This is a genomic window from Pseudomonas triticicola, from assembly GCF_019145375.1.
Taxonomy (GTDB): Bacteria; Pseudomonadota; Gammaproteobacteria; order Pseudomonadales; family Pseudomonadaceae; genus Aquipseudomonas; species Aquipseudomonas triticicola.
Window position 1 is genome coordinate 1,631,436 of record NZ_JAHSTX010000001.1, and the last position, 23,781, is coordinate 1,655,216.

The window sequence follows — 23,781 nt, forward strand, 5'->3', positions numbered from 1 at the left end:
CCCCCCTCACCCCAGCCCTCTCCCCGAGGAGAGGGAGCCGATTTGTGGGCTTCTCAGAACCTGAGTTCGGCTCGATATTTCAGGTCGGCGTATCTGGATCAGTCACTGCGGTCAGTCCCCTCTCCCTCCGGGAGAGGGTTAGGGTGAGGGGCTTTCAGGCCTGTAAAGCCTTTATCCAGAACAGCATCCGCCCGTGATCCGGATTGAACATCCCCGGTGCAAAGCCGAATTTGCGATACGAACCCTGCGCCACCGCATTGCCTTCCAGCACTTCCAGGGTGATCTTGCAGCAGCCACGCTGACGAGCGATTTCTTCAACTTTCTGCAGCATTTTCTGACTGAGCCCCTGGCCGCGAAATTTGCCGACCACGGCGACGTCGTGAACGTTGACCAGCGGTTTGCAAGCGAAGGTCGAGAAGCCTTCAAAGCAGTTGACCAGCCCGGCCGGTTCGCCGCCGACGAAGGCCAGCACGCTGAAGGCATGCGGGCGGCGGGCGAGTTCTTCGGGCAAGCGTTGCAGCAGTTCGGGCGCGATCGGGTGACCACCGCCCATGGGATCTTCGGCGTAGTGGTTGAGCACGATGCCGATGGCTTCGGCGTGCACCGGATTGGTGTAGCTGGCCTGAAGTACAAGTATTTCTGCGGAATCCATTTCCATCCCCGATAAACAAAAAGCCCCGGCACGCAAGGTGCTTGCTGGAAGGCCTGGGGACATTAGCTTGAGTGTGCCGGAGAGGGCAACTTGAAAAGCTGAAGATCAAAAGATCGCAGCCTCGTTGCACTCGTCAGCTCCTACGGTCCGATATGTGTAGGAGTTGACGAGTGCGACGAGGCTGCGATCTTTCGCGGTCAGTGGCCCCAGATGAGCTCTTCGGTCCAGCCCAGCTCGGCGAAGTCTTCAGCACGCAATGCGCTTTCGCCGACACAGAAAAATTCATCCAGTTGCGGTGGCTTGACCGTCGTGCCGCTGAGCATGGCGTGCACTTGGCCGCGATGATGGATCTGGTGTTCGAACAGGTGCGAGAGCATGCGCAGTCGACTTTCATGCTGCGGTGTGTCGCGGGCGATAGTGACGATTCTCGGCAGATCGGCATCGCGCAGTTGCTCGCAATAAGCGATCAGCCGGCGATCAACGCGGGCCTGTTCTGCACGCAGCGTTGCGGCATCGGTAAACGGCTCGTCCTGATTAAAGAATACGTAGCAATCCGGGTGCGGCTCGTCCCCGCGCAATTCGCTCCAGCGCGTCGACGTAGAACCAGTCGCAAGTGAGGATGTGGTTGAGCGTCAGGCGGATGTTGGGGAAGAAGCTCACCCGTGGCGCCGCCAGCTCAGCGGCCTCAAGCCGGGTCCAGGCCTTGGCCAGGCGGTGATTGGCCCAGGCATTCTGATAGGCCATGGTCAGCAAATGATGGGACAGCGGTTGACTCATGTCGGCGCCCTCTTCTTTCAAGCTTCAGCGAAGCGCTGCAATTGCATCTCCTGCAAACGGCTGAGGGTGCGGCGGAACGGGAATTCCAGATAGCCCTCGGTGTACAAGGCCTCCATCGGTACAGCCGCCTCTACGTACAGCGGCACCTTACGGTCGTAGCATTCGTCGACCAGCGCGATAAAACGGCGCACGCCGTCATCATGCACCGACAACTGTGGCAGTTCCCGGTCGCCGGCGACCACGCGCTCAGCGCCGTCTTCGGTACCGCGCGCAATGCGTCCCTCGCGCTTCTGTGCGCTGAGGTTCGGTACTTCGCTCAACAGAATAGCCCGGTAGCGATCGCACAGGGCAATGAAGTCCATGGCGGCGAAAGGTTGTTCGCACAGATCGCTGTAGCGGCACCACAGCACGGATTCGCTGGCTTGCACCACGTTGAGTGTGCGGTGGCCCACGGCGACTGGCTCCTCGCTGACAGTCTCATCTGCAGCCAGCGATTTGAACACGGCCTCCAGTGCGCTCGGTAAATCATCCGCGCGAACAAAATAACGCTGCTCGATCGTCCCCGGATGCAAGCGATGGTCTTCGGCGCCATTCACCGCGACCACGGTCATGTGCGCCTTGATCGCCGCAATCGCCGGAGTGAAACGGTCACGGTTGAAGCCGTCGGCGTATAGATCATCGGGCGGCAGATTGGAGGTGCAGACGATCACCATGCCTTCATCGAACATCACCTGAAACAGCCGGCCGAGAATGATCGCGTCGCCGATGTCATTGACGAACAGTTCATCGAAGCACAGCACGCGCACTTCGCCGGCCAGCTCTTTGGCCAAGGCGCGCAACGGATCGGCGATGCCACTGAGTTGGAACGAACGCTGATGCACCCAGCCCATGAAGTGATGAAAGTGTTGACGCCGCGCTGGCACCCGCAGGCTCTGATAGAACTGATCCATCAGCCAGGTCTTGCCGCGCCCGACCGGCCCCCACAGGTACACGCCGCCGACCGAACGGGCACCAGCGTGCAAGGCTTCATGGCACTTTTGCAAGGCCCAGACCGCGTGTTCCTGGGCTTCATCCTGGATGAAACCCTTGTGGTCGACCGCGTATTGCCAGGCACTGAGGGGGGAGTCGAAAGTCATGCGCGGGAGTATGCCACGGGCGCTTGGCCATTGTTGATTAACGCGCGTGGACGATCATTGTGGGAGCGAGCCTGCTCGCGAAGGCGGCTCGTCAGTGACCGAGATGCAGACTGAGCCGCCGCTTTCGCGAGCAGGCTCGCTCCCACAGAGCCCAAAAACCTGACCTTTCAGGCAGTTATTGCTCGTTGCCCTCGCCGCCCTCTTCCGGCATTCTGCGCACCCATTTTCTGACCCGGCCCCGCCTTGCGGCGCGCACATCACCATGACCGCCTCTGACAAAACCCCGCGCAACAACGACCTGATCTACGGCCTCAACGACCGTCCGCACCTGACCGCCACGGTGTTCGCCGCGCTGCAACACGTGCTGGCGAGTTTCGTCGGCATCATCACCCCGACCCTGATCATGGGCGGCGCCCTCGGTCTGCACAGTGAAATCCCCTACCTGATCAGCATGGCGCTGTTCGTCTCCGGCCTCGGCACCTTTGTCCAGGCCAAGCGATTCGGCCCGGTGGGTTCCGGTCTGCTGTGTCTGCAAGGCACCAGTTTTTCCTTTATCAGCGTGATTCTCAGCGCCGGCTTCATGGTCAAGGCGCGTGGCGGTGGCACTGACGAAATCCTCTCGACGATCTTCGGCGTGTGCTTCTTCGCTGCGTTCATCGAAGTGGTGCTCAGCCAGTTCATCGGCAAACTGCGCATGCTGATCACGCCGGTGGTGACCGGCACGATCATCACGCTGATGGGCTTGTCGCTGATCAAAGTGGCGATGACCGACATCGCCGGCGGCTTCGGTGCGCCAGATCTTGGCGCGGCCAGCCATGTGTTTCTCGCGGCACTGGTGATCGGCACCATCGTTGTGCTGAACCGTGTCGACGTGCCGTTTCTGCGCCTGGGCGCGATTGTCATCGGCCTGACCCTCGGCTACGTAGTGGCATGGCTGATGGGCACGGTGGATTTCGCTTCGATGCCCGAGGTGCCGTTGGTCAGCGTGCCGGTGCCGTTCAAGTACGGTTTCAACTTCGATTGGGTGGCGTTCGTGCCGGTGGCGGTGATCTTCCTCGTGTCGCCACTGGAAGCGGCCGGTGACCTGACCGCCAACTCGATGATCTCGCGGCAACCGGTGAAAGGCCCGCTGTACATCCGTCGCATCAAATCCGGCCTGCTCGCCGATGGCCTGAACTCGGCCATGGCGGCAGTGTTCAACAGCATGCCGATGGTGACCTTTGCGCAAAACAATGGCGTGATCCAGTTGACTGGCGTGGCCAGCCGCTACGTGGCGTTTTTCATCGCCGGGCTGCTGGTGTTGCTCGGTTTGTTCCCGATGATCGGCGCGGTGCTGCAATTGATGCCGAAACCGGTGCTTGGTGGCGCAGAATTGGTGATGTTCGGCACTGTCGCCGTGGCCGGGATCAAGATCCTCGCCGAGGCCGGCCTGCATCGACGCAACATGCTGATCGTGGCGATTTCGCTGGGCATGGGCCTGGGTATCGCGGCGGTGCCGGAAGTCTTGCGCGAACTGCCGCAGGCGCTGCGCAACATCTTCGAATCGCCGATCACCGTCGGCGCGTTGTGCGCTATCGTGCTGAACATCTTCCTGCCCGAGGAATTCATCGAGCTGGAAGAAGACGATTTCGACCCGGAAGCTTCGATTCTGCAAGTCATGGAAAACCCCGACGTCACTGGCAAAGGTGAACCCGGCCAAGCGGCGGCTGTCGCACAGTTGAACCGCTGACGTCGCGCCTCGAAAAAAAGGGCTGCACCGGCAACGGTTCAGCCCTTTTTTGTCGAGAGATTCTTATGCGCCGCGTCCACGCCGTCATCCTGTCGCTTCTGCTGTTGTCGCTCAGTGCCTGCGCATTGTTTCCCAATCGCGACCCGGTGAACATCAATGTGGTCGGCCTCGAACCGTTGCCCAGTCAGGAACTGGAAGTACGTTTCGCGATCAAGCTGCGCGTGCAGAACCCCAATGAAACGGCGATCGATTACAACGGCATCGCCCTGGATCTGGAGGTCAATGGTCATTCGCTGGCTTCGGGTGTGAGCGATCAGAGCGGCTCGATCCCGCGCTTCTCTGAAGCCATTGTCACAGTGCCGGTCAGCGTCTCGGCGTTCTCGGTGCTGCGCCAGACGTTGGGCCTGAGCCAGACGCAAAGCCTCGACAACCTCCCCTACGTACTGCGCGGCAAACTGGCGGGCGGGTTGTTCGGCACTATGCGCTTTACCGACAGCGGCAAGTTGAGCCTGCCCAAGGCGAGCGCGGCGACCTGGTAGTCAGCGGTCTCAATCGGCAGAACAACACACAACCCCTGTGGGAGCGAGCCTGCTCGCGAAGGCGGTGGTTCAGGCAACTGCGATATTCATGGTGCCTACGTCTTCGCGAGCAGGCTCGCTCTCACAGGTTCTCTACAAGTTTCAAGGTCAGGAGTTGAACCGCACCCCCGGCTTCGCACGCTCATCAACGCTCAACTCGAAGACATCCGGCCGCGCGTAGTGGCCGACCACATCGTAGTCATACCGCGCGCGTACCAGTTCCTCCGTGTCGATCTCCGCTGTCAGCAATCCCGCCTCGCCACGCAACGGTCCAGCCAGCACATCGCCCATGGGTCCGACGATCACGCTGCCACCGGCAATCAGCGGCCTGTCACTCGGCCAATTGGCAATCTCCACCCCCAACGCATTCGGCGAGGCCTGCACCTGACAGGCGCTGACCACAAAGCAGCGGCCTTCATGGGCGATGTGGCGCATGCTGACCTGCCACATCTCGCGCTCGTCCACGGTCGGCGCGCACCAGACCTCAACGCCCTTGGCATACATCGCCGTGCGCAGCAGCGGCATCATGTTTTCCCAGCACACCACCGCGCCAAGCTTGCCGACCTGGGTGTCGAACACCGGCAGCGTCGAGCCATCACCCTTGCCCCAGATCAGCCGCTCGGTACCGGTGGGCATGAGCTTGCGGTGTTTGCCGAGCAGCCCGGCCTGCGGATCGAAATACAGCACCGTGCAATACAACGTGCTGCCAGCGCGCTCGATCACGCCGATCACCAGATTGGCCCCGGTGCGCGCTGACAATCCGGCCAGTGCGTCGGTTTCGGCGCCGGGCACATCAATGGCGTTGGCAAAGTACCGCGCAAAGGCCTCACGCCCCTCGGGCAATCGATAACCCAACTGGGTGCCGAAACCCTCGCCTTTCGGGTAACCACCGAGCAAGGCTTCCGGCATCACCACCAGCGCCGCGCCGGATTCGCGAATCGCGTCTTCCCAGCTGAGAATCTGGTCGAGGGTTTCGCCTTTGCCCCCGGGCAAGGCACCAATCTGCAACGCCGCCACTATGGATTTGGCCATCATGTTTACTCCATCAGGTTCAGGTGTTGCTGATTCTCCAGCGTCACGCGATCATGAATAAAGCCCTACCCACTGCTGAATGATATGAGTCAAATGAATATCGCCGACATCGACCTCAACCTGCTGAAAGTCTTCGAAGCACTGCACGATGAATCCAGCGCCAGCCGCGCCGCTTTGCGCCTGGGCGTAACGCAATCGGCAGTCAGCGCGGCATTGCGCCGCTTGCGTGAGGTGTATGGCGATCAGTTGTTCGTGCGCACCGGCCGCGGTCTGGCGCCGACGCTGCAAGCCAATCAGCTGAAACCGGTGATCAGCGATGCCCTGAACAAATGCCGGCAAAGCCTGGCCATGCTTGATCCTGCGGCCAATCAATACGACGGCCGCTCGGTGGCGATCGGTCTGTCAGATGATTTTGAAATTGCCTACGGGCGCCGCTTGATCGAGCAAATCGCCCGTCTCGCGCCGAAACTGCGACTGATCTTTCGCCAGACCCATAGCCAGATCGTCGCCCGCGCGCTGATGGAGCGCAGCATCGACCTGGCGATCACTGCTGGCGGCTTTTCCGAGCGCCTGCTCAGCCGTCAGGTATTGGGGGAAGGCGGATATGCGTGCCTGGTCGACCCGAGCAGTCTCGCGCCAGGCCAGCAGCAGATCGAGTTGCAGGAGTTCGTTGAACGCGAGCACATTCTGGTGTCGTCGGGGGGCTTTATCGGCATCACCGATGAGGGATTGGCGGCAGTGGGCTTGAGCCGCCGGGTCTGCGCGTCGACTACGCATTTCGCCGCGCTGCCCTTTCTGCTCAAGGGCAGTCAGGCGGTGGCGACCATCCCGGCCCATGCCGCCGCAAGCATCGCGACGCTGAGCGGGCTGGCGCTGCTGCCCTGCCCTCTGGCTTTGCCGCGCTATCCGGTGGAACTGGGCTGGCGCACCAGCACGCAGATCGATCCGGTGCTGGTCAAGGTTCGCGAGGCGATTGCCGCCACGTTCAGCCAGGTGTGAAACAGATTATTTGTTCGCCGCCATCAGGCGATTGACTTCACTGCGCACCATGTTGGCGAACTCCGGCGGCGACATGCCGTCCAGCTCGGCGCGAACCCACTCGGCCCATTTGCCCTTGCGCTTGGAACGCTCCCCAAACAAGCGCGCGGCTTCGCCTTTGGCTTTGCCCAGATTGTTCTGCCAGAGTTCGAACAGACGGGATTTCTCGTCTTCCAGCGCTGCGCGCTCTGCGAGGGATTTGTCGGCCAGATTGAAACTCATGGGGATTTATCCTGCTGCGTAAAATGGCGACATCTTACACGCTCGACACAAATCTCCGGTGCAGGTTTTTCCCTTGTCCGCGAATGACATGCAACTTTTCGCCTGCCGCTACACTCCATTGGTCACTGTCCATTCACCTGCAAGGAGTCACCCAATGGCCCGTAAAACCGCCTCGCAAGCTGCCGAAGAGCAAATCAAGGATCAAGCTTTCAGCGAGCTTCAGGCTCTGATCGAAGAATCGGACAAACTGCTCAAGAGCAGCGCTTCACTGGTAGGCGAAGAAGCAGAAACGCTGCGCGCACAAATCGCCCAGAAGCTGCAGCTGGCACTGGATTCGGTGTCCAGCGTGCGCGACCGCACCAAACCCGCCGTTGAAGCCACGGAGAACTACATCGGTGGCCATCCTTGGCAAACCGTGGCGATTTCCGCCGGTTTCGGCCTGGTAGTGGGCCTGCTGCTCGGCCGCCGCTGAGTCAGGCGCACAGAAAAAGGCGAACCTCAGGGTTCGCTTTTTTTATGCCCACCGCTTTGCTTTTCCATTACTGAATTCACCTCGGTATCCCAAGTCGGCGTACCTTGCCCAAACCACGCGGTCAGTCCCCTCTCCCCCCGGGAGAGGGCTAGGGTGAGGGACTTTTGACCTTGTCACTGCAATGTCAGAACAACAAAAGACTCACTCCCCCGCCAACTCCCGCAACTGACCCAACGTCTGTTCATCCAGCGCGATCCCTTGCGCCATCGACCGACTGCGCTGCAAATGCCGCCGATCCCCCGGCAAACGCTTGAGCCCGACTCCGTGCATTTGCCGCACCAGTTCCTCGCTGCGCTGGGCGAAGTTCTGCCCCGCCGCTTTGCTCGGATCGATGACGATCAACAGCTGGCCGGTCCACGGAGTTTTCGCGCCGGGATGGTTGGACCAGTCAAACTCGAATGAGAAATTGCCGCCGGTCAATGCTGCCGCCAGCAACTCGACCATCATCGACAGCGCCGAGCCTTTGTGCCCGCCGAACGGCAACAAGGCGCCGCCTTCAAGAATCGCCTTGGGGTCCTGGGTCAGCTGTCCCAGGCTGTCGACCCCCATGCCGACCGGGAGTTTTTCACCTTTGCGCGCGGCGATCTGCACATCGCCATGGGCGATGGCGCTGGTGGCAAGGTCGAACACAATCGGCGCAGCGTTGGCCCTTGGTGCGGCGAAGGCAATCGGATTGGTGCCGAACAATGGCCGATCAGCGCCATGGGGCACCACGCAGGTCATGCTGTTGACCACGCTCAGCGCCACCAGGCCTTCGTCAGCGAATGGCTCGACATCCGGCCACAATGCAGCGAAATGATGCGAGTTGCGAATCGCCAGCACTGCGATCCCGGCATGACGCGCCTTCTCGATCAGCAGTGGTCGGGCCGCTGCCAACGCTGGCTGGGCAAAACCGTTGCCCGCATCAACCCGGACAAACCCCGGCGCGACGTCTTCAACCTGGGGCACCGCATGGCCATTGACCCAACCGCTTTTCAGCGTCGAGACATAACCGGGTATGCGAAACACACCATGACTGTGAGCGCCGTCGCGTTCGGCGTTGGCGCAGTTGGCGGCCAGCACCCGGGCGACTTCGCTGGACGTGCCGTGGCGCAGAAAAATCGTTTCAAGCAGTTGCGTCAGTGCCTCGAGGGACACTGTGGACGAAGCATGATCGTGTGGCGCAGACATCTGAAGCTCCAGAATGATTATTGGAGGGAACAACAGCGTAGGGTCGATTTTGCCCACCGATTAACCGCGCCCGAGCTGCCAGCTGTCAACCCTTCGATTGATGGGCATCGGTTGGCGCACCCTCATGCACATTTCGCTCTCGGTGCGTGCGGTAACTGTCTACCGCAAGTGCTCCAGCCTGCGCATCTACAGTTGAGTTCCAGCCCAATGGCGCCCCGTTCAGAGTTGCAATAATGTCCACCCCGACTGCCCCGCTGTTGTTTCCAGTGATATTTGATTCACCCGGCCTGCATGCTGCCCTAGGTCCGGCACACGGTTTCAACAGCAAAGATCTCGACTGGCTTGCCCATGCGCAACTGGCGACGCAATCACTGCGCAACAAGCAAACCCCGCCAATGCTGGCCGAACGCATCCTGCTCAACGCCGACAAGCAACTGGCCGTACCGCTGGCAGGCAGTTTCATACTCAGCGCAGGGCCGGATGACAACGGCGTGTTTCTCTATACGCCCTACGATGGCCTGAAGAAATTCTCCGATCGGCAAGCACTGACGGACGCCCTGCAGACGCGTCTCGACAATGCCGGGGAAACTGATGATCTGCTGGCTTTCCTCTCGGTCTCGCTGCGCAAGGAACTGGTGGAAAAGCGCGGTATCACCCTGACCTTCGAAACCATCGAAGGTGATGTGTTCGAGGACCAGCAAGCGGCAATCGGCGAATCCCTGGACAGGTGCGCCCGTGACCTGCTGGACGAGCTCAAACGCCTGCCATCGCTTGCAACGTTGCTGGAAAAAATTCTCGATGAACTGCTCGAAGCGCATTTCGGCCAGGTGCAGCAGTCACTTACTCGCGTCGGTTTCTACTCGGCGACTTCTTCGGACGTGAAACAGTGGGTCGACTCACTGTCGCTGACTCAAGCGCTGCTGGTGTACTTTCACCGTCAGGGCTGGCCCCACGGTCAGTCCGTGGAATTTACCCATCCCGCCCGTTCTGTACGCGAAGACGATCAGTCTGCCTGGACCCATGCGATCGAGTCCGCATCGGGAAAACTGACCATGCTGTTGTTTCGGCAGCTTGAGGTGTTTTGGAACGGCGCGTCATTCGAGGGCTCGCCCAGACGTACTTTCTTCAGCCAGACGCTACAGGATCAAGCGCGAGCGGATCTGATGATCAAGCGCGAAACGCAGATCCTCACCGCCAGCGAGTTCGACGCCCTGCACAGCCTGGTACGTGAGCCAACCGTTGCGGTACGGCGGCCAACGTTCGAAACCGTGTGCCTGAGCGAAGAGACTGCCTGTGTCGAGCTGGCCGGCTCGCTGATGATCAATCATGACAAGGCTTATCTCTATACGCCCAGCCAGGGCCTGCAGGTACTCACCAACTACGCCGACCTCAAACAGACACTGACCGCCAAGCTGAGGGCTGCCGGGCACGAAGATGAACTCTACGGGCTGATGAATCTGCAAGAGCGCAATCGTTACCTCGGCTTCGCTAATGCCCAGGTATCTGGCGAAAACATCGGCGGTGAGATCATGACGACGCTGTTCGAGGCGATCCTCACCAAGCAACGTCAGAACATTGAATTCGTTCTGCAACGTTTTCGCCAGAGCGCGCGCAGCACCGACGTCCATGCGCTCTTCGACAAGGCGTTGGATATCCGCTCGATGATTCATGAACGGTTGCTCAAGCTCGACGTCAATCAGCGCTGGAGCACGCGGCCGCTATTTACCAGTACGCCGCCATCGTCACTCGTGCAGGCGGACAAGGCTGCGCAGCAGGCGACTCGTCTGGGGCGAACGCTGGATAATCTGACCAGCCACTTCAAAGATCAGCCGACCGGGAACGGCGCCGAACAGCGCGCTTTTCTCGAAGGCATTCTGTGGAAACTGGCGCAGGCGTTCGAAGATGGTCTGCGTGGTGAGGCGTACATGCGCAGTCTCAGCGGCTCATGGCTGGAGGCGGAACGCAAGATCGTCGACACCGTGTTCGATTCCAGGCATCCCACACGCAGGGACCGCCAGTCACTCAATGGTTTTCGCCCCGATGCCTGGTCACTCACCCTCAATGGTGCCAAGTTCAAAGGTGCGCTGCCGCTCGCTCACTGCGTGCTGCTGACCGAGCGCGGTGGCATGGACGTGAAACATTCAGGGCGCGCCATCCTGTGGACACCGGCCATGGGGCTGGAACTGTTCGACGATATCGACAATGTGCAAAAGCAACTGCAACAAAGGCTGGACGACAATAACCAGAGTTACGCGCTGCTGGAAAATCTGCCAAAGGCGCAACATCGATTCGACCAGCAATACACCTTGGGCGAGTTTCAATTGCTTGATGGCAGTGTCTCCCGAGACCGCATGCAATCGGCCATTGAGCAGTTCCTCGCTGAATGTGCAGTGCTGCGAGTGTGTATCAAGGAACCGAAGACATTGGCGACGCTTCTTGGTGAAATGAAAAATGCTGTCATCGATACCAATCTGCAACGCGCGATTGATCTTGCACGAGCCCTTTCGCGTCATCTGGACTATCCCGACTGGCTACGCATGGCCGCGGCGACGGAGCAACGCACGCAACTCGCTCTGCTGGATGAACTGCGCCACGCGTTCATCGATGGCAAGGATTTCCTCGATGACGTCCCGGCGCTGGCCACTCATATCGAGCAGAGACTCAAAACCCTGCTCGACGCGCGATTTCCAGGCAACGGGCTCAAGCCACAGGACATCCGGATCACCCCCAACCTGACACTGGCGGGCCCTGCCTGCAACCTGCTGGAGTTTGCCTTGCATCACTACAACGTCGTGCAGGGCACCGGTTTCAAAGTCGCATCGACAACAGCCACAGCATTACCAAAGGATTTTGCCCAGTCCGCGGTACGGCAATTACTGCAATCTCTTGACGTCACCACCACCTACACGGAGAAAGTGACCGAAGCGCTGTCCGCCGACAGCGCGTCCGCACGTGCCAGCAAAAAGCGTTTTTTACGCCAATTACCCTGGCAATTGATGCAACACGCCCACTCGATGAAATTGCAACAGCAGCTCTCGGATACCGGTTATGACTACATTTGCCAGGTCCTCGACATGCCGGACGGGATAGCGCGGGCTATGGTCGAGGGTGCTGATGCCATCGCTTGTCCACTATCGTTGATCAAGACTGCAGGCGCTGATTGCGTTGACGCGCTCGGATTGTATGTCCTCGGTCCGGGCGCAGGGCGAACAGGCCCCCGGGTTATCTATGCGCCTTACTCCAGGTATGTATTTCGCGAGTTCGAAAACGAAGCGCAGTTGATCGAAGCACTGAATACCCCCGGGCACTTTCAGGATTTGATCATCCGGCGTCTGCCTGAGGCCCAGCAGGCGGTCTTCAAGAGTCTGTTGAAAACAACGATTGGCAAAAAAAGTGAGATCACCCTTCATGACACGCCCATCAATGACAACCTGCTTGAACGGTTTCACCAGGATACTCTGAGCCTTCTGCCGCAACTGCTGCGTAGCCAGCCACAGATCAACGCCCAAGCGGATTGGGAAGCGGTGAAGTCTCTGTTCAGTCACGGCGTGCGTCTGGTGCCACATTTGCTACCGGGCAAACTCGCATCCGTTTTTTTCCTCTGGCGAAGCTACCAGGACTTCAAGGCGTCCGCCGAAGGCCTTCAGGATCACCACTGGGCAAACGCCCTGAAAAGCTTCATCGCAGGGGCAATTACACTCTTCAGCCTGGGACGTCTGTCCTGGGAAAGCGAGGCAGAAACGGCCAGTTCCGAATTCGCCGCAGAGGCGCACGCACCAGCCTCTACAGCCACGACGGTGCAAGTAGCCTCTCGCTGGGCAAAAGTGCCACCCGTCACCCCCGCTCGTATCGATTTGCAAACCTTTGAAACCAGCACTGCGCTGCAAAGCCTCAAGCTCGATGCCAATAAGCTGGTCTACGGAGATTCTTCGACGACGCAGAAATACGCCGCCATTGCCGGCAAGGTGTATCCGGCGGTCCAGATCGAAAAAGCCTGGTATTTGCGCAAAAAAGACGGCAGCCAGGGGCCGTCACTCGAAGAGAAGAATTCCCGTCTGGTCGTTGCGAGCACCAGCCAGCCGGTTTATCGCTGCCGATCAAAACAACGTGACGCCGCTCAACACGAAGTAGAGGAAAACCGTTCAATCGAGATGTACGTTCAAGCGAGAGGCATGACCCAGATCAACCGTCGCTATCCCGCCAGAGCGTTTGTGATACAGCAGGCCGTAAATCGTGCCAGGGAATACGCAGTCAATTGTCTGCATAACTACGTTACACAGCGCGACAACTTCGAGGGCAAACGATTAGAGACGGTATTAAAGAGTTTCTTCGAGGTGACTGACATAACGCCCTCGCTGCTCAGCAAGCTCGAGAAAGTGATAATTCCTGTTTGCCAGGAACTGACGAACCCTAAAGATGATTTGCTCTACACCGAACGCTTTTTGGCGGGTCTGAACGCGAAAGGTCGGGCGAATGTCGTTGCATTCGTTTTCAAACAGGACAAACAAAAAATAATTCATCTCACTGAGGTATTTTTCAATCCCGGAATGGACAAATACACCGCCCATTTGCCTCCTCGGTTCAATGTCGATTCTCACGCACGTGCTGTAACGCTTATCCATGAGCTCTCGCATCTGGTTTGCGACAGCGATGATCTTGAGGTCGTGCAAGCCATGGCGCCTTATCTGGACCTCATCGATACGACGACGGACGCGGGCAAACATGCCAAGAAATCCCTTGAGCGTCATCGCAGCTTGTTGTCGCGCTACGGCCAGCACTTGTTTGCAGTGAAGACCGGCCCTCAGGTCTGGACCGACCTGGATCAAATGCCGACGCATGCAGGGAATTACAACAAAATACTCAGCCTTACCAAAACCACAAACCTTGCCGATGCACGACTGGCGTTTCGCAGCTCTCAGTCTGCGGATGCGCGGATTGACGTGATGCTCGCCAACGCCGACTCGATCGCGTTGCTTATCAGCGAAATGGGCCGCCAGCTCGACCTGCTTCCCGCCCTTTCATCATCGGATGACGGTTCGGGTGCGGGTTCGGGTCAGGCAGGATCCTCGCAAGCGCTGCCGTGAAGACAAAAAATGCGCTGGCGTCGCGCCAGCGCATTGCTCAACACAAGAATCAGTGAGTGCTTGAGGTGGGTTAGTCCTTCTGGTCGCGCAGCACATTGCCGGAAGCGCCATCAATGCGGAATTCATAAACACTGCCGTCAGCCTTGCGCCCCTCACCTTCCCAATAACCGTCATTGTCGGCACCGATCTCATAGACCTCGACATAACCGGCCTTGGTCTTGGCGACCTCGATGGCTTTTTCGATGGTGATCCAGCCTGCGCCCGGCTTGTCCGCCAGAGCGGCACCGGCGCTGAGCAAACCAGCAGTGGCGATCAGGGCTGCGAATGTCTTTTTGATCATTTTTTCACTCCATTTATGGATAGTAGGCAGTTGCTTCCTGTTTTTTTGGGCGCCACAGGGAAAAATAAGTTCCACGTTGATGGGTAAATGCCATGACGGATGTTCTCGGCAGCCTGCCGGCGAGGTTAGAATGAGCGAAATCAGGACGAGTCAATGACCCAAGACACTCTCTCGGAAGCCGAATACGATGCGATCACCGATGCCGCCGCGCACTGGTGCATGCGTTTGCACGCCGCTGACTGCACGGACGAGGAGCGTCGCGCATTTGAATTCTGGCACGCTGCGCATCCTTTGCACGCTTTCGAATACGAAGCCATGCAGGAGATCTGGGAGGTCGCCGGAGATTTGCCTCGAACCGAGCCCGAAGCACTCGCGGCGCAGCGCAAGCCCTCGCGTTCGTGGCGCAAGTTCGCAGTCATTGCCGGTGCCTGCGCCCTCGCCTTGCCGCTCGCGGCTTACAGCGGCTGGAGTCTGGGCTGGGTGCCCAACAGTTATCAGCATTACGCCGCCACCGACACTGTGCGTCATATAACGTTGAGTGACGGCAGTCAGCTGGAACTCAACCTGAACACCGACCTGACTTTCAGCAATTACAAACATGAACGTCGCGTAACCCTGAACAAGGGCGAGGCGTTTTTTAATGTCAGCCATGACGCGTCTCACCCGTTTGTGGTTCGCGCCGGCGACGGCAAAATCCGCGTGACCGGTACGCGGTTCAATGTGTGGATGTACGAGGACCAGGTGCGGGTCAATCTGGTCGAAGGTTCGGTGCTGGTCAGCAGCAATCGCGATCTGCCGGGCGACGGCCTGCGTCTGAGTCCATCGATGCAGGCACGCTACCGGCAGGGCGATTATACGCCGCAAATCAGTCAGACCTACCCTGGTGACACCTCGCTGGCGTGGCGCAGCGGCAGATTGATACTGGACAACCTTGCGCTGCACGACGCCCTGCCGCTGATCAACCGTTACCTCGACAAGCCGTTGATGCTGGCCGACACCAGTACCGGCGCGATCCGCGTGGGCGGTGTCTACAATATCAAAGAGATGAACAACCTCGCCAACAGCCTGCCCAAAGTGCTGCCGGTCTACCTGACCCGGAACAAGGAAGGCAACCCGGTGATCAATTCGATGCCGCAACGCCCGCCGAAAAGCTGAAGGCCGCGTCCCTTGCGGGAAGCGGCCTTCGTTTGTTTCAGGCGGTGACTGTTTACTGCGCTGCCACCTTCCCTGCCTGATCCTGCTTGATGGTCTGCACCTGATATTGCGGATCCGCCTGGATCTGCTGTTCGGTGAACGGCAGGACACTCCACTGCTTCTTCGAAAATGCAGCAGTCTGATCCCGCGAGTATTTCGACATCGGATCACTGGATAACGAGAACGCCAGAAGCCCTTGGGCGTGCGGGCCTTTTTCGTCAAAGCTCACCACTTGCAGATAGCTGGTGCCGCTGACCACTTCAAGTTTGCCATCCTCACGGGGCACGCTCTGCATCGCGTTGTAAATGCCCAGCGTCCCCGGCCCGCCATGAATCGGCGTTTGCTGCCCGCCACTGCTGACTACCTGGATGTCCCCCCAGCGCGTGTCGGGTTTCAGGCCCATTTTGCCGACCCGCTCGACCGACGCCAGCATCGCTTCACGCAGTGCTTTGGCGACGGCAGGCTGCTCGACTGCCAGCCCGCGAGGAGTGTTTTGCGCATCTGCCGGATCGAATGCAACACGCCAGATATCGGCTGATTCAAGCAGCGCCTGCATGATGTTCTGAAAATGCACCAGACCGAGCCCGGAATCCAGATTGGCGCGGCCGTCCCAGGCTTTGAGGCTGGAGCAGGCCGGCTTCAGCGTGGCCGCATCGCTGCCCAGATCGGATCCGCAGAACTTCAGCAGATCCGGCATGACCTGCGCGGCCAGATAGACCTGATCGTCCATGACCATGTGCTGTAGATCCTTGATTGCCAACGGGCCTTTTTTGCTCAGCTCAGCCAAACGATCAAGCGCAAATCGCGAGCGCAGGCCCAGCGGTTGTCCGTCCTGACTGATCAGCGGTGAATAGCCGGTGAGCGGTTGCGCCGGGTTGGCCAGCCACGCTGAATCGTTGGAGTGCTGAACGAAATCCTTGCGCAGCAATTGCGGCAACTGGCTGGACGCAAAAATGCCCTGCTGCGCCGCTTGCGGATCGACATCCCAGGCACAGCCGCTGTTGGCACCGTCCAGGACAATCATGCGCAGACCGAGGCGTGGGTCGCTGCACTTGGCCAGTTTTTCCGCGCTGACATTCGGCACCACCGACAGGTTCATGTACAGCGTCTGGCCCTTGTCATCCACCGCCAGAGTATTGACCCACGGGATGCCCTGGATCTTGTGCACGGCATCTTGCAGGTCCTTGAGATTGCTGGCCTGGTTCATCGCGTACCACTGCTTGAGCACGCGATCGTTGTCGAGGTTGGCATCGCGCAAGCTGTAGGCATATTGCTTGTCCCAGTCGAGCTTGCCCGGCCATTGCACGATCGGGCCGAACTGCGAGCTATAAATGTCGCGCTTCACCGGTACGAGCTGGCCGTCAGCCTGCTTGACCTGCACGGTAACCGTCTGTTTGTTCAGCGGCAGCGACTTGCCGTCGAGCAAATACCGGGTCGGATCCTTTGGATCGAGTTGCAGGCGATACAACGTGAAGTGCTTCGACGAATCGACGGTGTGGGTCCAGGCCAGATGCTGGTTGAAACCGATGTTGATCATCGGCAATCCCGGCAACGCGGCGCCCATGACATCAAGCTTGCCGGGGATAGTCAGGTGCATCTGATAAAAGCGCATCCCCCCGACCCACGGGAAATGCGGGTTGGCCAGCAACATGCCACGGCCGTTGAATGAACGCTCGCTGCCGACGGCCACGGCATTGCTGCCGCGATCCAGGGCGAAACGTTGCTGACGGGCGTCGGCCAACTGGAACGCCTCGGTATCGTGCTTGACCTGCGCGGTCGCTTGCGGCGGAGTGGCGCCGGCCAGAGCCTCGGCGAACTGCCCGACCCCGCCTTCCACCAACAGGCGCCGCGTCAGTTTGACCAGATCCTCGGCACTGATATCACGTACCCACTCGCCCTGGCATTGCTGCGGCAGTCCTTGCTGACGGCGTTCAGCCAGATAGCGGTTGTAACCGGCGGCATAACCCTCGACCAGGTCGCGGACCTGCGTCGGTTGCGCCTGCCAGAAGGTTTCGACCGCTTCTGGAGTATTGAGCCAGGTGAAGAACACATCACTGACGCGGTTTTCCCGTTGTTCGACAGTGAACTGTTCCGGGCCGAAGTAGCGTGAGCGCTCGCCGTTGACCGTGACAATCTCGTTGGCCAGCAAACACAGGTTGTCCTGGGCATAGGCGTAACCGATGCCGAAGCCCAGCCCGCGTTCGTTCTCGGCACGAATGTGCGGCACGCCGAAACTGGTGCGGCGAATATCGGCGCTGGTTTGTGCAGCCGGGCTCAGTGCATGGGCCGACAGGCTCAGTCCGAACAAGGTGCTGGCGAGGGCCAGCCCGGTGAGTTGCCTGGAAATAATCACGCTTGCTCCTGATCGAAAGGTCGATTGCCCCTGCGTCCACGCGCAATGAGCCTGACGAAGAAACGAAGCTGAGGAAAAAAATTTAGCGGGCAATCCTTCGGGACGAGGCCGGCATCACAAGGCCGAGACGAATTTGCGACGAAATTTCTACATCTTTTCTTTCATGATTTGTCGTGCTGAAACGTCTTGTTTAGAGAGCGCAACAAAACCTTTCCCGATCTGGCTCTGAAAAGGAGTAATCGCATGTACAACTCGCAACTACCAACGGACGGTAGCCAGACGCCACAGGGCGTTTCCATGGGTTCGCACACCGGCAATTTCACCCAGCGCGGCGAGCGTCCGGGCAATGAGCGTATTCGCCTGCTATTGAAGAGTTTCGGCCTGCGCACCAGCCTGATTCGCCTGAAAGTCATCGACGCCCTGCTGGTGGCGGCACAAAGCAATCGCCGCCTGGGCGTACGTGGCGTGCACAGCCAGTTGCTCGATCTGGACGTGCCGTTGTCGTTTCTCAGCGTGCGCGAAGTACTGAAACGCTTGTGCGCCGAAGGCGTGATTACCTTCAACGCCGACAAGAGTTACAGCCTGCATCCACAGGCTGCGGCGGTCCTCAACCACGAATGAGGCACCGGGTGCTCGCCGTTACGGCTTGACCTTGCGGCGCATCACGCCGTTGATGATGACCACCACGACCGCCACGCCGATTGCCACGTACTGGAAAGTCTTCTCGGTGATCATGCCGGCGTTTTGCAGCCAGGACAGGCCCAGCATGATCGCCAGTACCGACAGAGCGATCAGAATCGAATAAATCAAGCGTTGCTTCTGGGTCATTGCGGTTTCCTGAAACGTTGGAATGTATGCGTTTGCAAGCCATACGCTTGCCGAATTAGGGGACGTGCCGGGGCAACGGGTGCTCATGTTACCGCCCCTGAAGACTTTTGGCTGCAAGGTCAGCCGACCTTGAGGCATGGCCCGCCCTCCCTGCTCTGGCGCAAACAAGTAAACAGCTTTCGCGCCGCGCCAATCCTTTAAACATGTCGTAAGTTTTTGAAATCTGCTGACGCAGCAAACGGCTAGGTCGGCTGTGCGTCTGCGCCTAGGCTCTGCGAACTTCCTACCACTCATAAAACAGGGATGTTCATGCAGAGAACACTTATAAATATCGGCCCCAGACAGGTTGCGGGTTTCTGTCTGGCGCTGACCGCTTTCGAACTGCTCACTTACATGGCCAGCGACGTGATCATGCCAGCGATGCTGGACGTCACCACCGACCTCGAAGCGGACGCGCGGCATGTTCCCCATGCATTCAATCTTTATCTGTTGGGTGGTGTTTGCCTGCAATGGTTGCTCGGCCCGTTGTCCGATCAATACGGCCGACGGCCATTGTTATTGTCGGGTAGCGCACTGTTCGGGTTGGCGTGCGCGGCAGTTTTTTTCGCTGGCAGTATTGAAGCGTTCAACCTGTTGCGTCTGTTGCAGGGCATGGGGCTGGGATTCGTCGTCGCCGTGAGCTACCCGGCATTGCAGGAGGTTTTTTGCGAAGCCGACGCCGTCAGGCTGATGGCGTTGCTAGGCAATGTTGCGTTGTTATCGCCGTTGCTCGGGCCGCTGCTTGGCATCCTGCTGCTGGAATGGCTGAGCTGGCGGGAAATTTTTCTGCTGCTGGGATGCACAGCAGCGCTGGTCTGGCTCGGCCTGTTGCTGTGGATGCCGGAAACCGTAGGCGTCGAGCGCCGCGATGGTCATCAAACTCGCCGAATACCCTTCTCCTGGCGCATCACTTGTCGGCGCTACGGTGCGCTGTTGGGCAATCCGCGTTTCCTCTGTGCCAGCCTGGCGCTCGGCCTGATGAGTCTGCCGCTGATCGCCTGGATAGGCCTGGCGCCATTGCTGCTGGTGCGGGTGCTGGAACTGCCGCCGCTGGAGTATGGCCTGTGGCAGATACCGGTGTTCTCGGCAGTCATCGCCGGCAATCTGATTCTCGACCGCTTGCTGCAGACTCATTCGCTGACGCAATTGATTCAACTGGCGCTCTGGCCGTTCTGTCTGGGCCTGCTGCTATTGGCGGCATGCGCCCTGATCGGTGCGGGGCTTGGGCCAGTAGTCGCCAGCCTGGCGCTATACGCCGTCGGGCTGGGCATGAGCAACGCGGCGGTGTATCGCCTGGCGCTGTTTTCCAGTGACGACAGCAAAGGCCTGGTGTCGGCGCTGACCGGCATGATCTCGATCGCCGTCATGGGCCTTGGCGGTTCGCTGATTGCTGCCATCGGTGGCGGCAGCCGTCTTGAATACTTCGCTCTCTGGGCCGCATTCGGCGGGCTGATGTGCCTGCCCATGGTTTACCGGCTCCTGCAAACCACCACCGCTGATGTGGCCTCGCCTCAGTAAGGAACACTGATGACTCACCTACCCTATGCCGACGCGCTGTGCGCGTTGACGCAACCCTATTGCGCGGATTCAGCCGCGCCTGATCTGTTTGATCGGGCGATGACTGAAATCAGCCGCTTTCACTGCGATCACACTCCGGGTTACGCCCATTGGCTCACCGCCCACGGACTGACGCCGCAGGACCTCGACAGCCTTGATGACTGGTCGCGTCTGCCGCCGATCTTTGCCAGTTTCTTCAAGCAACACCTTTTGCTCAGCAGCACGGGAACGAACGCCCTTGAACTGACTTCGTCGGGCACCAGCGGGCAGAAAAGCCGGATGCGTTACGACGAACGCAGCCTGGCGCGGGCGCAGTTCATGGTTGCGCAGATCTTCCGCCATTACGCCTGGGACACTCCCGATAGTCCGTGCAACTACCTGCTGTTGAGCTACGAACCCGAAGGACGCATCACCTTGGGCACCTCGTTTACCGACCAGTTTCTCTGTCGGTTCGCCCCGGTCAATCGCGTGGTCTACGCCTTGCGTAACACTGGTCGCGGCCATCAGTTCGATGTATTCGGCGTGATCGCCGCCTTGCAGTCATTCGCTGAAGAAGGCTTGCCGGTACGGATTTTCGGCTTCCCGGCGTTTCTCTGGCAGACCCTGCAACGCATGCAGGCTACCGCTGTGCAGGATGTGCAATTGCCCGCCGGTTCGCTGGCCTTTTTTGGCGGTGGCTGGAAAACCCAGGCTGCGCAGGAAATTCCCAAACAACAGTTTTACGCCCATATCCATCGGCAACTGGGCATCGAACCGGCCCGCTGCCGCGATGGTTACGGTGCTGTCGAGCACGCGGTGCCTTACATCGAATGCGCCCGTCACCGCTTTCATGTGCCGGTGTATTCGCGAGTGCTGATTCGCGATCCGGCGGATTTTTCCCTGCTGCCCTATGGCCAACAAGGCCTGCTCGGCTTCGTCTCGCCTTACATCTCCTCCAGCCCGGCCCACGCCGTGGTCATGAGCGACCTTGCCACGCTGCACCCGGGCGCAAGTTGCGGCTGTGGATTGACAAGCGACTGGTTCGAACTGCACGGCCGCGCCGGCACCACAGCGGGTAGAAGCTGCGCTATGGCCGCCGCCGAATTACTGGGAAGTCACTGATATGTATTTGATCGATGGACAACTGCACGACATCTATAACCTCGACCAAGCATTGCAAGATCTGCAACAGGCGTTGCCGCAACACTTGGCGAGGGCACTCGACAGCCGCACAGTCATCGATGCAGTCGCGGGATTTGCCCGGCGACTGCATGACGCGCACTCGGATCTGCCCCTCGACAACGAGCAGCGGCAGGCCCTGATCGATTTCTGCCAACCCGAAGCGTTGATGTACAAACACCAGCGCGAACTCGGCGCCGAGGCCGATTCCCTGCGTCGTTTCGATTATCGCCAGCCACGCTTCGAAGCCTGGCGTCCGCTCGGGCTGGTGGTGCACATCACTCCGGCCAACGCGCCGCTGCTCGCGTTCTGCGCGGTGGTGGAAAGTCTGCTCGCCGGCAACGTCAACTGGTTGCGCCCCAGCCGCAGCGATCAAGGCCTGACGGCGCAACTGTTGCGCGCGTTGGTGGACTGCGATGCAAGCGGACAACTGGCCGGACATGTGGCGGTGATTCCAGCGAGCACCGAGCAGATGGGCAAGCTGTGCAAACCCGCCAACGGGGTTGCAGCGTGGGGTGGCGAAGCGGCCCTGCAAGCGATTCGGCAACAGTTGGTGCCGGGTTGTCGCTGGATCGATTGGGGGCACCGCATCAGCTTTGTGTATCTCACCCCGGAATCGGCTACGCCAGGGGCGCTTGATGCCGTCGCCGACGAAGTCTGCCGACTGGATCAACAGGCCTGCTCCAGCCCGCAATGGCTGCTGGTGGACAGCGATGATCCGCAGGTTTTGTGCGATATCGGTCAACGCCTGGCGCAGGCCCTGCAACGACGCGCCACGCAATGGCCGGCCCTGGTGCCGACACGCCAGGAAGCTGCGCAAATTACCACGCACACGCAGATGGCCCGCCTCGGCCAGAGTTTTGCCGGTCATACCGGGCAAGTGTGGAGCGGCCCGGGCTGGCGGGTGATCTGGAGCCATGATCGGCAACTCGCGCCTTCACCGCTGTTTCGCAGCGTACTGCTGCACCCGCTGCCGCAAGCGCTGCTGACCGCCACCCTGTTGCCGTGGCGCAACGTCCTGCAAAGCTGTGCGCTGGTATGCGCACAACCGCAAACTGTCGAGCTTACCCATGCGTTGATCGCTGCCGGGGTCACGCGGATCGCACCGATCGGCAGCATTCACGACGGTTACGCAGGCGAACCCCATGACGGCGTCTATGCGCTGCAACGCTTGAGTCGACGGGTATCGGTGAGTCTGGCGGCCACACAGCTGCCGAATCAGGCCAGTCTCGATTCACCGCCACTCGCGGCGAAGTCGTGCGCTGCAATCATGAACAAAGAGGCGTTCGTCGCTCAGCCCATCAACGATCAGGCGCAGTTGTATTTCCGCTCCGGAGGCAGCAGCGGCATTCCTGCTCTGGCCGGCTACAGCTATCGCGATTTCGATCGGCAGATGCGCGCAACCGCTGACGGTCTGTTCGCCGCTGGTCTTGATCCGGCGCGGGATCGGGTCATGAACCTGTTCTTCTGTGGCGGGCTGTACGGCGGTTTTCTCAGTTTCAGCAAAGCGCTGGAATTGCTCGAGGTGACGCACCTGCCCATGGCCGCCCCTACCGATGACGACTACCGCGAGATTGCCCAACTGATCATCGACCAACGGGTCAACGTGCTGGTGGGAATGCCCGCCACACTGCATCGCCTGTTTTTGAATGAGCAGCAGCGGCTGCGCGCTTATGGCGGGGTTGAAAAAGTCTTTCTGGGTGGCGAGCACCTGAGCGAGCAGAACCGTGCGTTGCTGCGCAGTTGTGGCGTCTCGAGCATTCGCTCGGCGATCTACGGCAGCGTCGATGCCGGCCCGCTAGGCCATGCCTGCAAGGCTTCGGCGGATGGGGTTTTCCATCTGATGAACGCGATCCAGCACTTGGAAATCGTCGCATTTGATGAGGATGTGCCGGTGATCGACGATCAAGTGGGTCGGCTGCTGGTGACCTCGCTCGCCCGTGAAGGGGGCCAGCGCGTGCAGCGTTATGAGATTGGCGACACCGGGCGCTGGCTGCCGGGCGTCTGCGCCTGCGGGCTGACGTCGCCACGCTTCGAGCTGTTGCAACGCCACGGCAAGCTGTTGCGCATCGGCACTGACTTCATCTCCCTGAGCGAATTGGCGTCGCGGCTACAAGTGCCGTTTCAGTTGCAGCTGGACCACAGCGCTGACGGCGTCGAGCGCATGCAACTGCACTGTGAACTTGCAGCCAACAAGGTGCGAAACCGCCTCGCCGATTACCTGACCCTGACGACCGTCATCGACAGCGGATTGCTGGTGCTGCAGATCGAACAATGCCCGCCCGAGCATTTCGTTCAAAACAAACACAGCGGCAAGACGCCGCTGGTCATTGACTCCCGCCGCTGACGCTTGCCGTGAGCT

At 59.7% G+C, this 23,781-nt stretch carries 18 protein-coding genes and 1 pseudogene; 10 read left to right on the top strand and 9 right to left on the bottom strand.

The window, feature by feature from the left end; all coding sequences use genetic code 11:
- Nucleotides 1–154: 154 nt before the first annotated feature.
- The 3 genes and pseudogenes from KVG85_RS07355 to zapE all read right to left on the bottom strand — a co-directional run bounded on the left by KVG85_RS07355 (nt 155) and on the right by zapE (nt 2,565).
- Entirely contained in the window at nt 155–652 is a 498-nt protein-coding gene (locus tag KVG85_RS07355; RefSeq protein WP_217863431.1) for a GNAT family N-acetyltransferase, read from the bottom strand.
- 197 nt (nt 653–849) lie between these two features.
- Nucleotides 850–1,429: pseudogene (locus tag KVG85_RS07360) on the bottom strand (DinB family protein).
- A gap of 17 nt (nt 1,430–1,446) precedes the next feature.
- Nucleotides 1,447–2,565: a cell division protein ZapE gene (gene zapE, locus KVG85_RS07365; RefSeq protein WP_217863432.1), complete on the bottom strand. Its 1,119-nt coding sequence runs from the start codon at nt 2,563–2,565 to the stop codon at nt 1,447–1,449.
- Nucleotides 2,566–2,827: 262 nt separating this feature from the next.
- On the opposite strand from zapE, the gene KVG85_RS07370 reads away from it, so the two are divergent.
- Both KVG85_RS07370 and KVG85_RS07375 read left to right on the top strand, forming a co-directional pair.
- On the top strand, nt 2,828–4,294 hold the full coding sequence (locus KVG85_RS07370) for a nucleobase:cation symporter-2 family protein (protein ID WP_110603344.1): 1,467 nt from the start codon (nt 2,828–2,830) through the stop codon (nt 4,292–4,294).
- A gap of 65 nt (nt 4,295–4,359) precedes the next feature.
- A complete protein-coding gene (locus KVG85_RS07375) occupies nt 4,360–4,833 on the top strand; it encodes an LEA/WHy family protein (RefSeq protein WP_024012900.1) in 474 nt (157 codons plus the stop codon).
- Nucleotides 4,834–4,980: 147 nt separating this feature from the next.
- Here the strand turns inward: KVG85_RS07375 and KVG85_RS07380 are convergent, their stop codons facing one another.
- Nucleotides 4,981–5,904, bottom strand: a complete 924-nt coding sequence (locus tag KVG85_RS07380) for a carbon-nitrogen hydrolase family protein (protein ID WP_217863433.1) — start codon at nt 5,902–5,904, stop codon at nt 4,981–4,983.
- Between the two features lie 84 nt (nt 5,905–5,988).
- Between KVG85_RS07380 and KVG85_RS07385 the strand changes: the two genes are divergently transcribed.
- The gene (locus KVG85_RS07385) at nt 5,989–6,903 is read left to right on the top strand and encodes a LysR family transcriptional regulator (RefSeq protein ID WP_217863434.1); all 915 of its coding nucleotides are present in this window, start codon (nt 5,989–5,991) and stop codon (nt 6,901–6,903) included.
- A 6-nt stretch (nt 6,904–6,909) separates the two neighbouring features.
- Here the strand turns inward: KVG85_RS07385 and KVG85_RS07390 are convergent, their stop codons facing one another.
- On the bottom strand, nt 6,910–7,164 hold the full coding sequence (locus KVG85_RS07390; RefSeq protein ID WP_003224595.1) for a hypothetical protein: 255 nt from the start codon (nt 7,162–7,164) through the stop codon (nt 6,910–6,912).
- Between the two features lie 154 nt (nt 7,165–7,318).
- Between KVG85_RS07390 and KVG85_RS07395 the strand changes: the two genes are divergently transcribed.
- Nucleotides 7,319–7,636 carry an ElaB/YgaM/YqjD family protein gene (locus KVG85_RS07395; RefSeq protein ID WP_016774661.1) on the top strand — a complete coding sequence of 106 codons (318 nt, stop codon included), beginning with the start codon at nt 7,319–7,321 and terminating at the stop codon, nt 7,634–7,636.
- 201 nt (nt 7,637–7,837) lie between these two features.
- Here KVG85_RS07395 and KVG85_RS07400 read toward each other — a convergent pair whose 3' ends face one another.
- Nucleotides 7,838–8,866, bottom strand: coding sequence for an Ldh family oxidoreductase (locus KVG85_RS07400; RefSeq protein ID WP_217863435.1), 1,029 nt, complete (start codon nt 8,864–8,866; stop codon nt 7,838–7,840).
- Between the two features lie 233 nt (nt 8,867–9,099).
- On the opposite strand from KVG85_RS07400, the gene KVG85_RS07405 reads away from it, so the two are divergent.
- Nucleotides 9,100–13,950 carry a dermonecrotic toxin domain-containing protein gene (locus KVG85_RS07405; protein WP_225926644.1) on the top strand — a complete coding sequence of 1,617 codons (4,851 nt, stop codon included), beginning with the start codon at nt 9,100–9,102 and terminating at the stop codon, nt 13,948–13,950.
- A 70-nt stretch (nt 13,951–14,020) separates the two neighbouring features.
- Here KVG85_RS07405 and KVG85_RS07410 read toward each other — a convergent pair whose 3' ends face one another.
- Nucleotides 14,021–14,290 carry a PepSY domain-containing protein gene (locus KVG85_RS07410; RefSeq protein WP_071172382.1) on the bottom strand — a complete coding sequence of 90 codons (270 nt, stop codon included), beginning with the start codon at nt 14,288–14,290 and terminating at the stop codon, nt 14,021–14,023.
- 153 nt (nt 14,291–14,443) lie between these two features.
- Between KVG85_RS07410 and KVG85_RS07415 the strand changes: the two genes are divergently transcribed.
- Nucleotides 14,444–15,445, top strand: coding sequence for a FecR family protein (locus KVG85_RS07415; RefSeq protein WP_217863436.1), 1,002 nt, complete (start codon nt 14,444–14,446; stop codon nt 15,443–15,445).
- 52 nt (nt 15,446–15,497) lie between these two features.
- Here KVG85_RS07415 and pvdQ read toward each other — a convergent pair whose 3' ends face one another.
- Nucleotides 15,498–17,837: a bifunctional acylase PvdQ gene (gene pvdQ, locus KVG85_RS07420; RefSeq protein WP_217863437.1), complete on the bottom strand. Its 2,340-nt coding sequence runs from the start codon at nt 17,835–17,837 to the stop codon at nt 15,498–15,500.
- Nucleotides 17,838–18,080: 243 nt separating this feature from the next.
- Between pvdQ and KVG85_RS07425 the strand changes: the two genes are divergently transcribed.
- Complete coding sequence (locus KVG85_RS07425; RefSeq protein ID WP_217863438.1) at nt 18,081–18,458, top strand: fe2+ zn2+ uptake regulation protein; 378 nt, start codon at nt 18,081–18,083, stop codon at nt 18,456–18,458.
- Between the two features lie 18 nt (nt 18,459–18,476).
- Here KVG85_RS07425 and KVG85_RS07430 read toward each other — a convergent pair whose 3' ends face one another.
- Entirely contained in the window at nt 18,477–18,665 is a 189-nt protein-coding gene (locus tag KVG85_RS07430; protein ID WP_041480969.1) for a hypothetical protein, read from the bottom strand.
- A gap of 309 nt (nt 18,666–18,974) precedes the next feature.
- Here KVG85_RS07430 and KVG85_RS07435 point away from each other — a divergent pair, with 309 nt between their 5' ends.
- From KVG85_RS07435 to KVG85_RS07445, 3 genes are read left to right on the top strand one after another with little or no spacing between them, the layout of a single operon-like run.
- The gene (locus KVG85_RS07435) at nt 18,975–20,222 is read left to right on the top strand and encodes an MFS transporter (RefSeq protein WP_217863439.1); all 1,248 of its coding nucleotides are present in this window, start codon (nt 18,975–18,977) and stop codon (nt 20,220–20,222) included.
- Between the two features lie 9 nt (nt 20,223–20,231).
- On the top strand, nt 20,232–21,362 hold the full coding sequence (locus KVG85_RS07440; RefSeq protein ID WP_217863440.1) for a LuxE/PaaK family acyltransferase: 1,131 nt from the start codon (nt 20,232–20,234) through the stop codon (nt 21,360–21,362).
- 1 nt (nt 21,363) lies between these two features.
- Nucleotides 21,364–23,766 (top strand): acyl-CoA reductase, encoded by a 2,403-nt coding sequence (locus tag KVG85_RS07445; RefSeq protein ID WP_217863441.1) that lies wholly within the window; start codon nt 21,364–21,366, stop codon nt 23,764–23,766.
- Nucleotides 23,767–23,781: the final 15 nt, after the last annotated feature.

Excerpts from the sequence above, each read along its gene's own strand:
- KVG85_RS07355 (WP_217863431.1), bottom strand. The coding sequence starts at position 652 with ATGGATTCCGCAGAAATACTTGTACTTCAGGCCAGCTACACCAATCCG.
- zapE (WP_217863432.1), bottom strand. The coding sequence starts at position 2,565 with ATGACTTTCGACTCCCCCCTCAGTGCCTGGCAATACGCGGTCGACCAC.
- KVG85_RS07370 (WP_110603344.1), top strand. The coding sequence starts at position 2,828 with ATGACCGCCTCTGACAAAACCCCGCGCAACAACGACCTGATCTACGGC.
- KVG85_RS07375 (WP_024012900.1), top strand. The coding sequence starts at position 4,360 with ATGCGCCGCGTCCACGCCGTCATCCTGTCGCTTCTGCTGTTGTCGCTC.
- KVG85_RS07380 (WP_217863433.1), bottom strand. The coding sequence starts at position 5,904 with ATGGCCAAATCCATAGTGGCGGCGTTGCAGATTGGTGCCTTGCCCGGG.
- KVG85_RS07385 (WP_217863434.1), top strand. The coding sequence starts at position 5,989 with ATGAGTCAAATGAATATCGCCGACATCGACCTCAACCTGCTGAAAGTC.
- KVG85_RS07390 (WP_003224595.1), bottom strand. The coding sequence starts at position 7,164 with ATGAGTTTCAATCTGGCCGACAAATCCCTCGCAGAGCGCGCAGCGCTG.
- KVG85_RS07395 (WP_016774661.1), top strand. The coding sequence starts at position 7,319 with ATGGCCCGTAAAACCGCCTCGCAAGCTGCCGAAGAGCAAATCAAGGAT.
- KVG85_RS07400 (WP_217863435.1), bottom strand. The coding sequence starts at position 8,866 with ATGTCTGCGCCACACGATCATGCTTCGTCCACAGTGTCCCTCGAGGCA.
- KVG85_RS07405 (WP_225926644.1), top strand. The coding sequence starts at position 9,100 with ATGTCCACCCCGACTGCCCCGCTGTTGTTTCCAGTGATATTTGATTCA.
- KVG85_RS07410 (WP_071172382.1), bottom strand. The coding sequence starts at position 14,290 with ATGATCAAAAAGACATTCGCAGCCCTGATCGCCACTGCTGGTTTGCTC.
- KVG85_RS07415 (WP_217863436.1), top strand. The coding sequence starts at position 14,444 with ATGACCCAAGACACTCTCTCGGAAGCCGAATACGATGCGATCACCGAT.
- KVG85_RS07425 (WP_217863438.1), top strand. The coding sequence starts at position 18,081 with ATGTACAACTCGCAACTACCAACGGACGGTAGCCAGACGCCACAGGGC.
- KVG85_RS07430 (WP_041480969.1), bottom strand. The coding sequence starts at position 18,665 with ATGACCCAGAAGCAACGCTTGATTTATTCGATTCTGATCGCTCTGTCG.
- KVG85_RS07435 (WP_217863439.1), top strand. The coding sequence starts at position 18,975 with ATGCAGAGAACACTTATAAATATCGGCCCCAGACAGGTTGCGGGTTTC.
- KVG85_RS07440 (WP_217863440.1), top strand. The coding sequence starts at position 20,232 with ATGACTCACCTACCCTATGCCGACGCGCTGTGCGCGTTGACGCAACCC.
- KVG85_RS07445 (WP_217863441.1), top strand. The coding sequence starts at position 21,364 with ATGTATTTGATCGATGGACAACTGCACGACATCTATAACCTCGACCAA.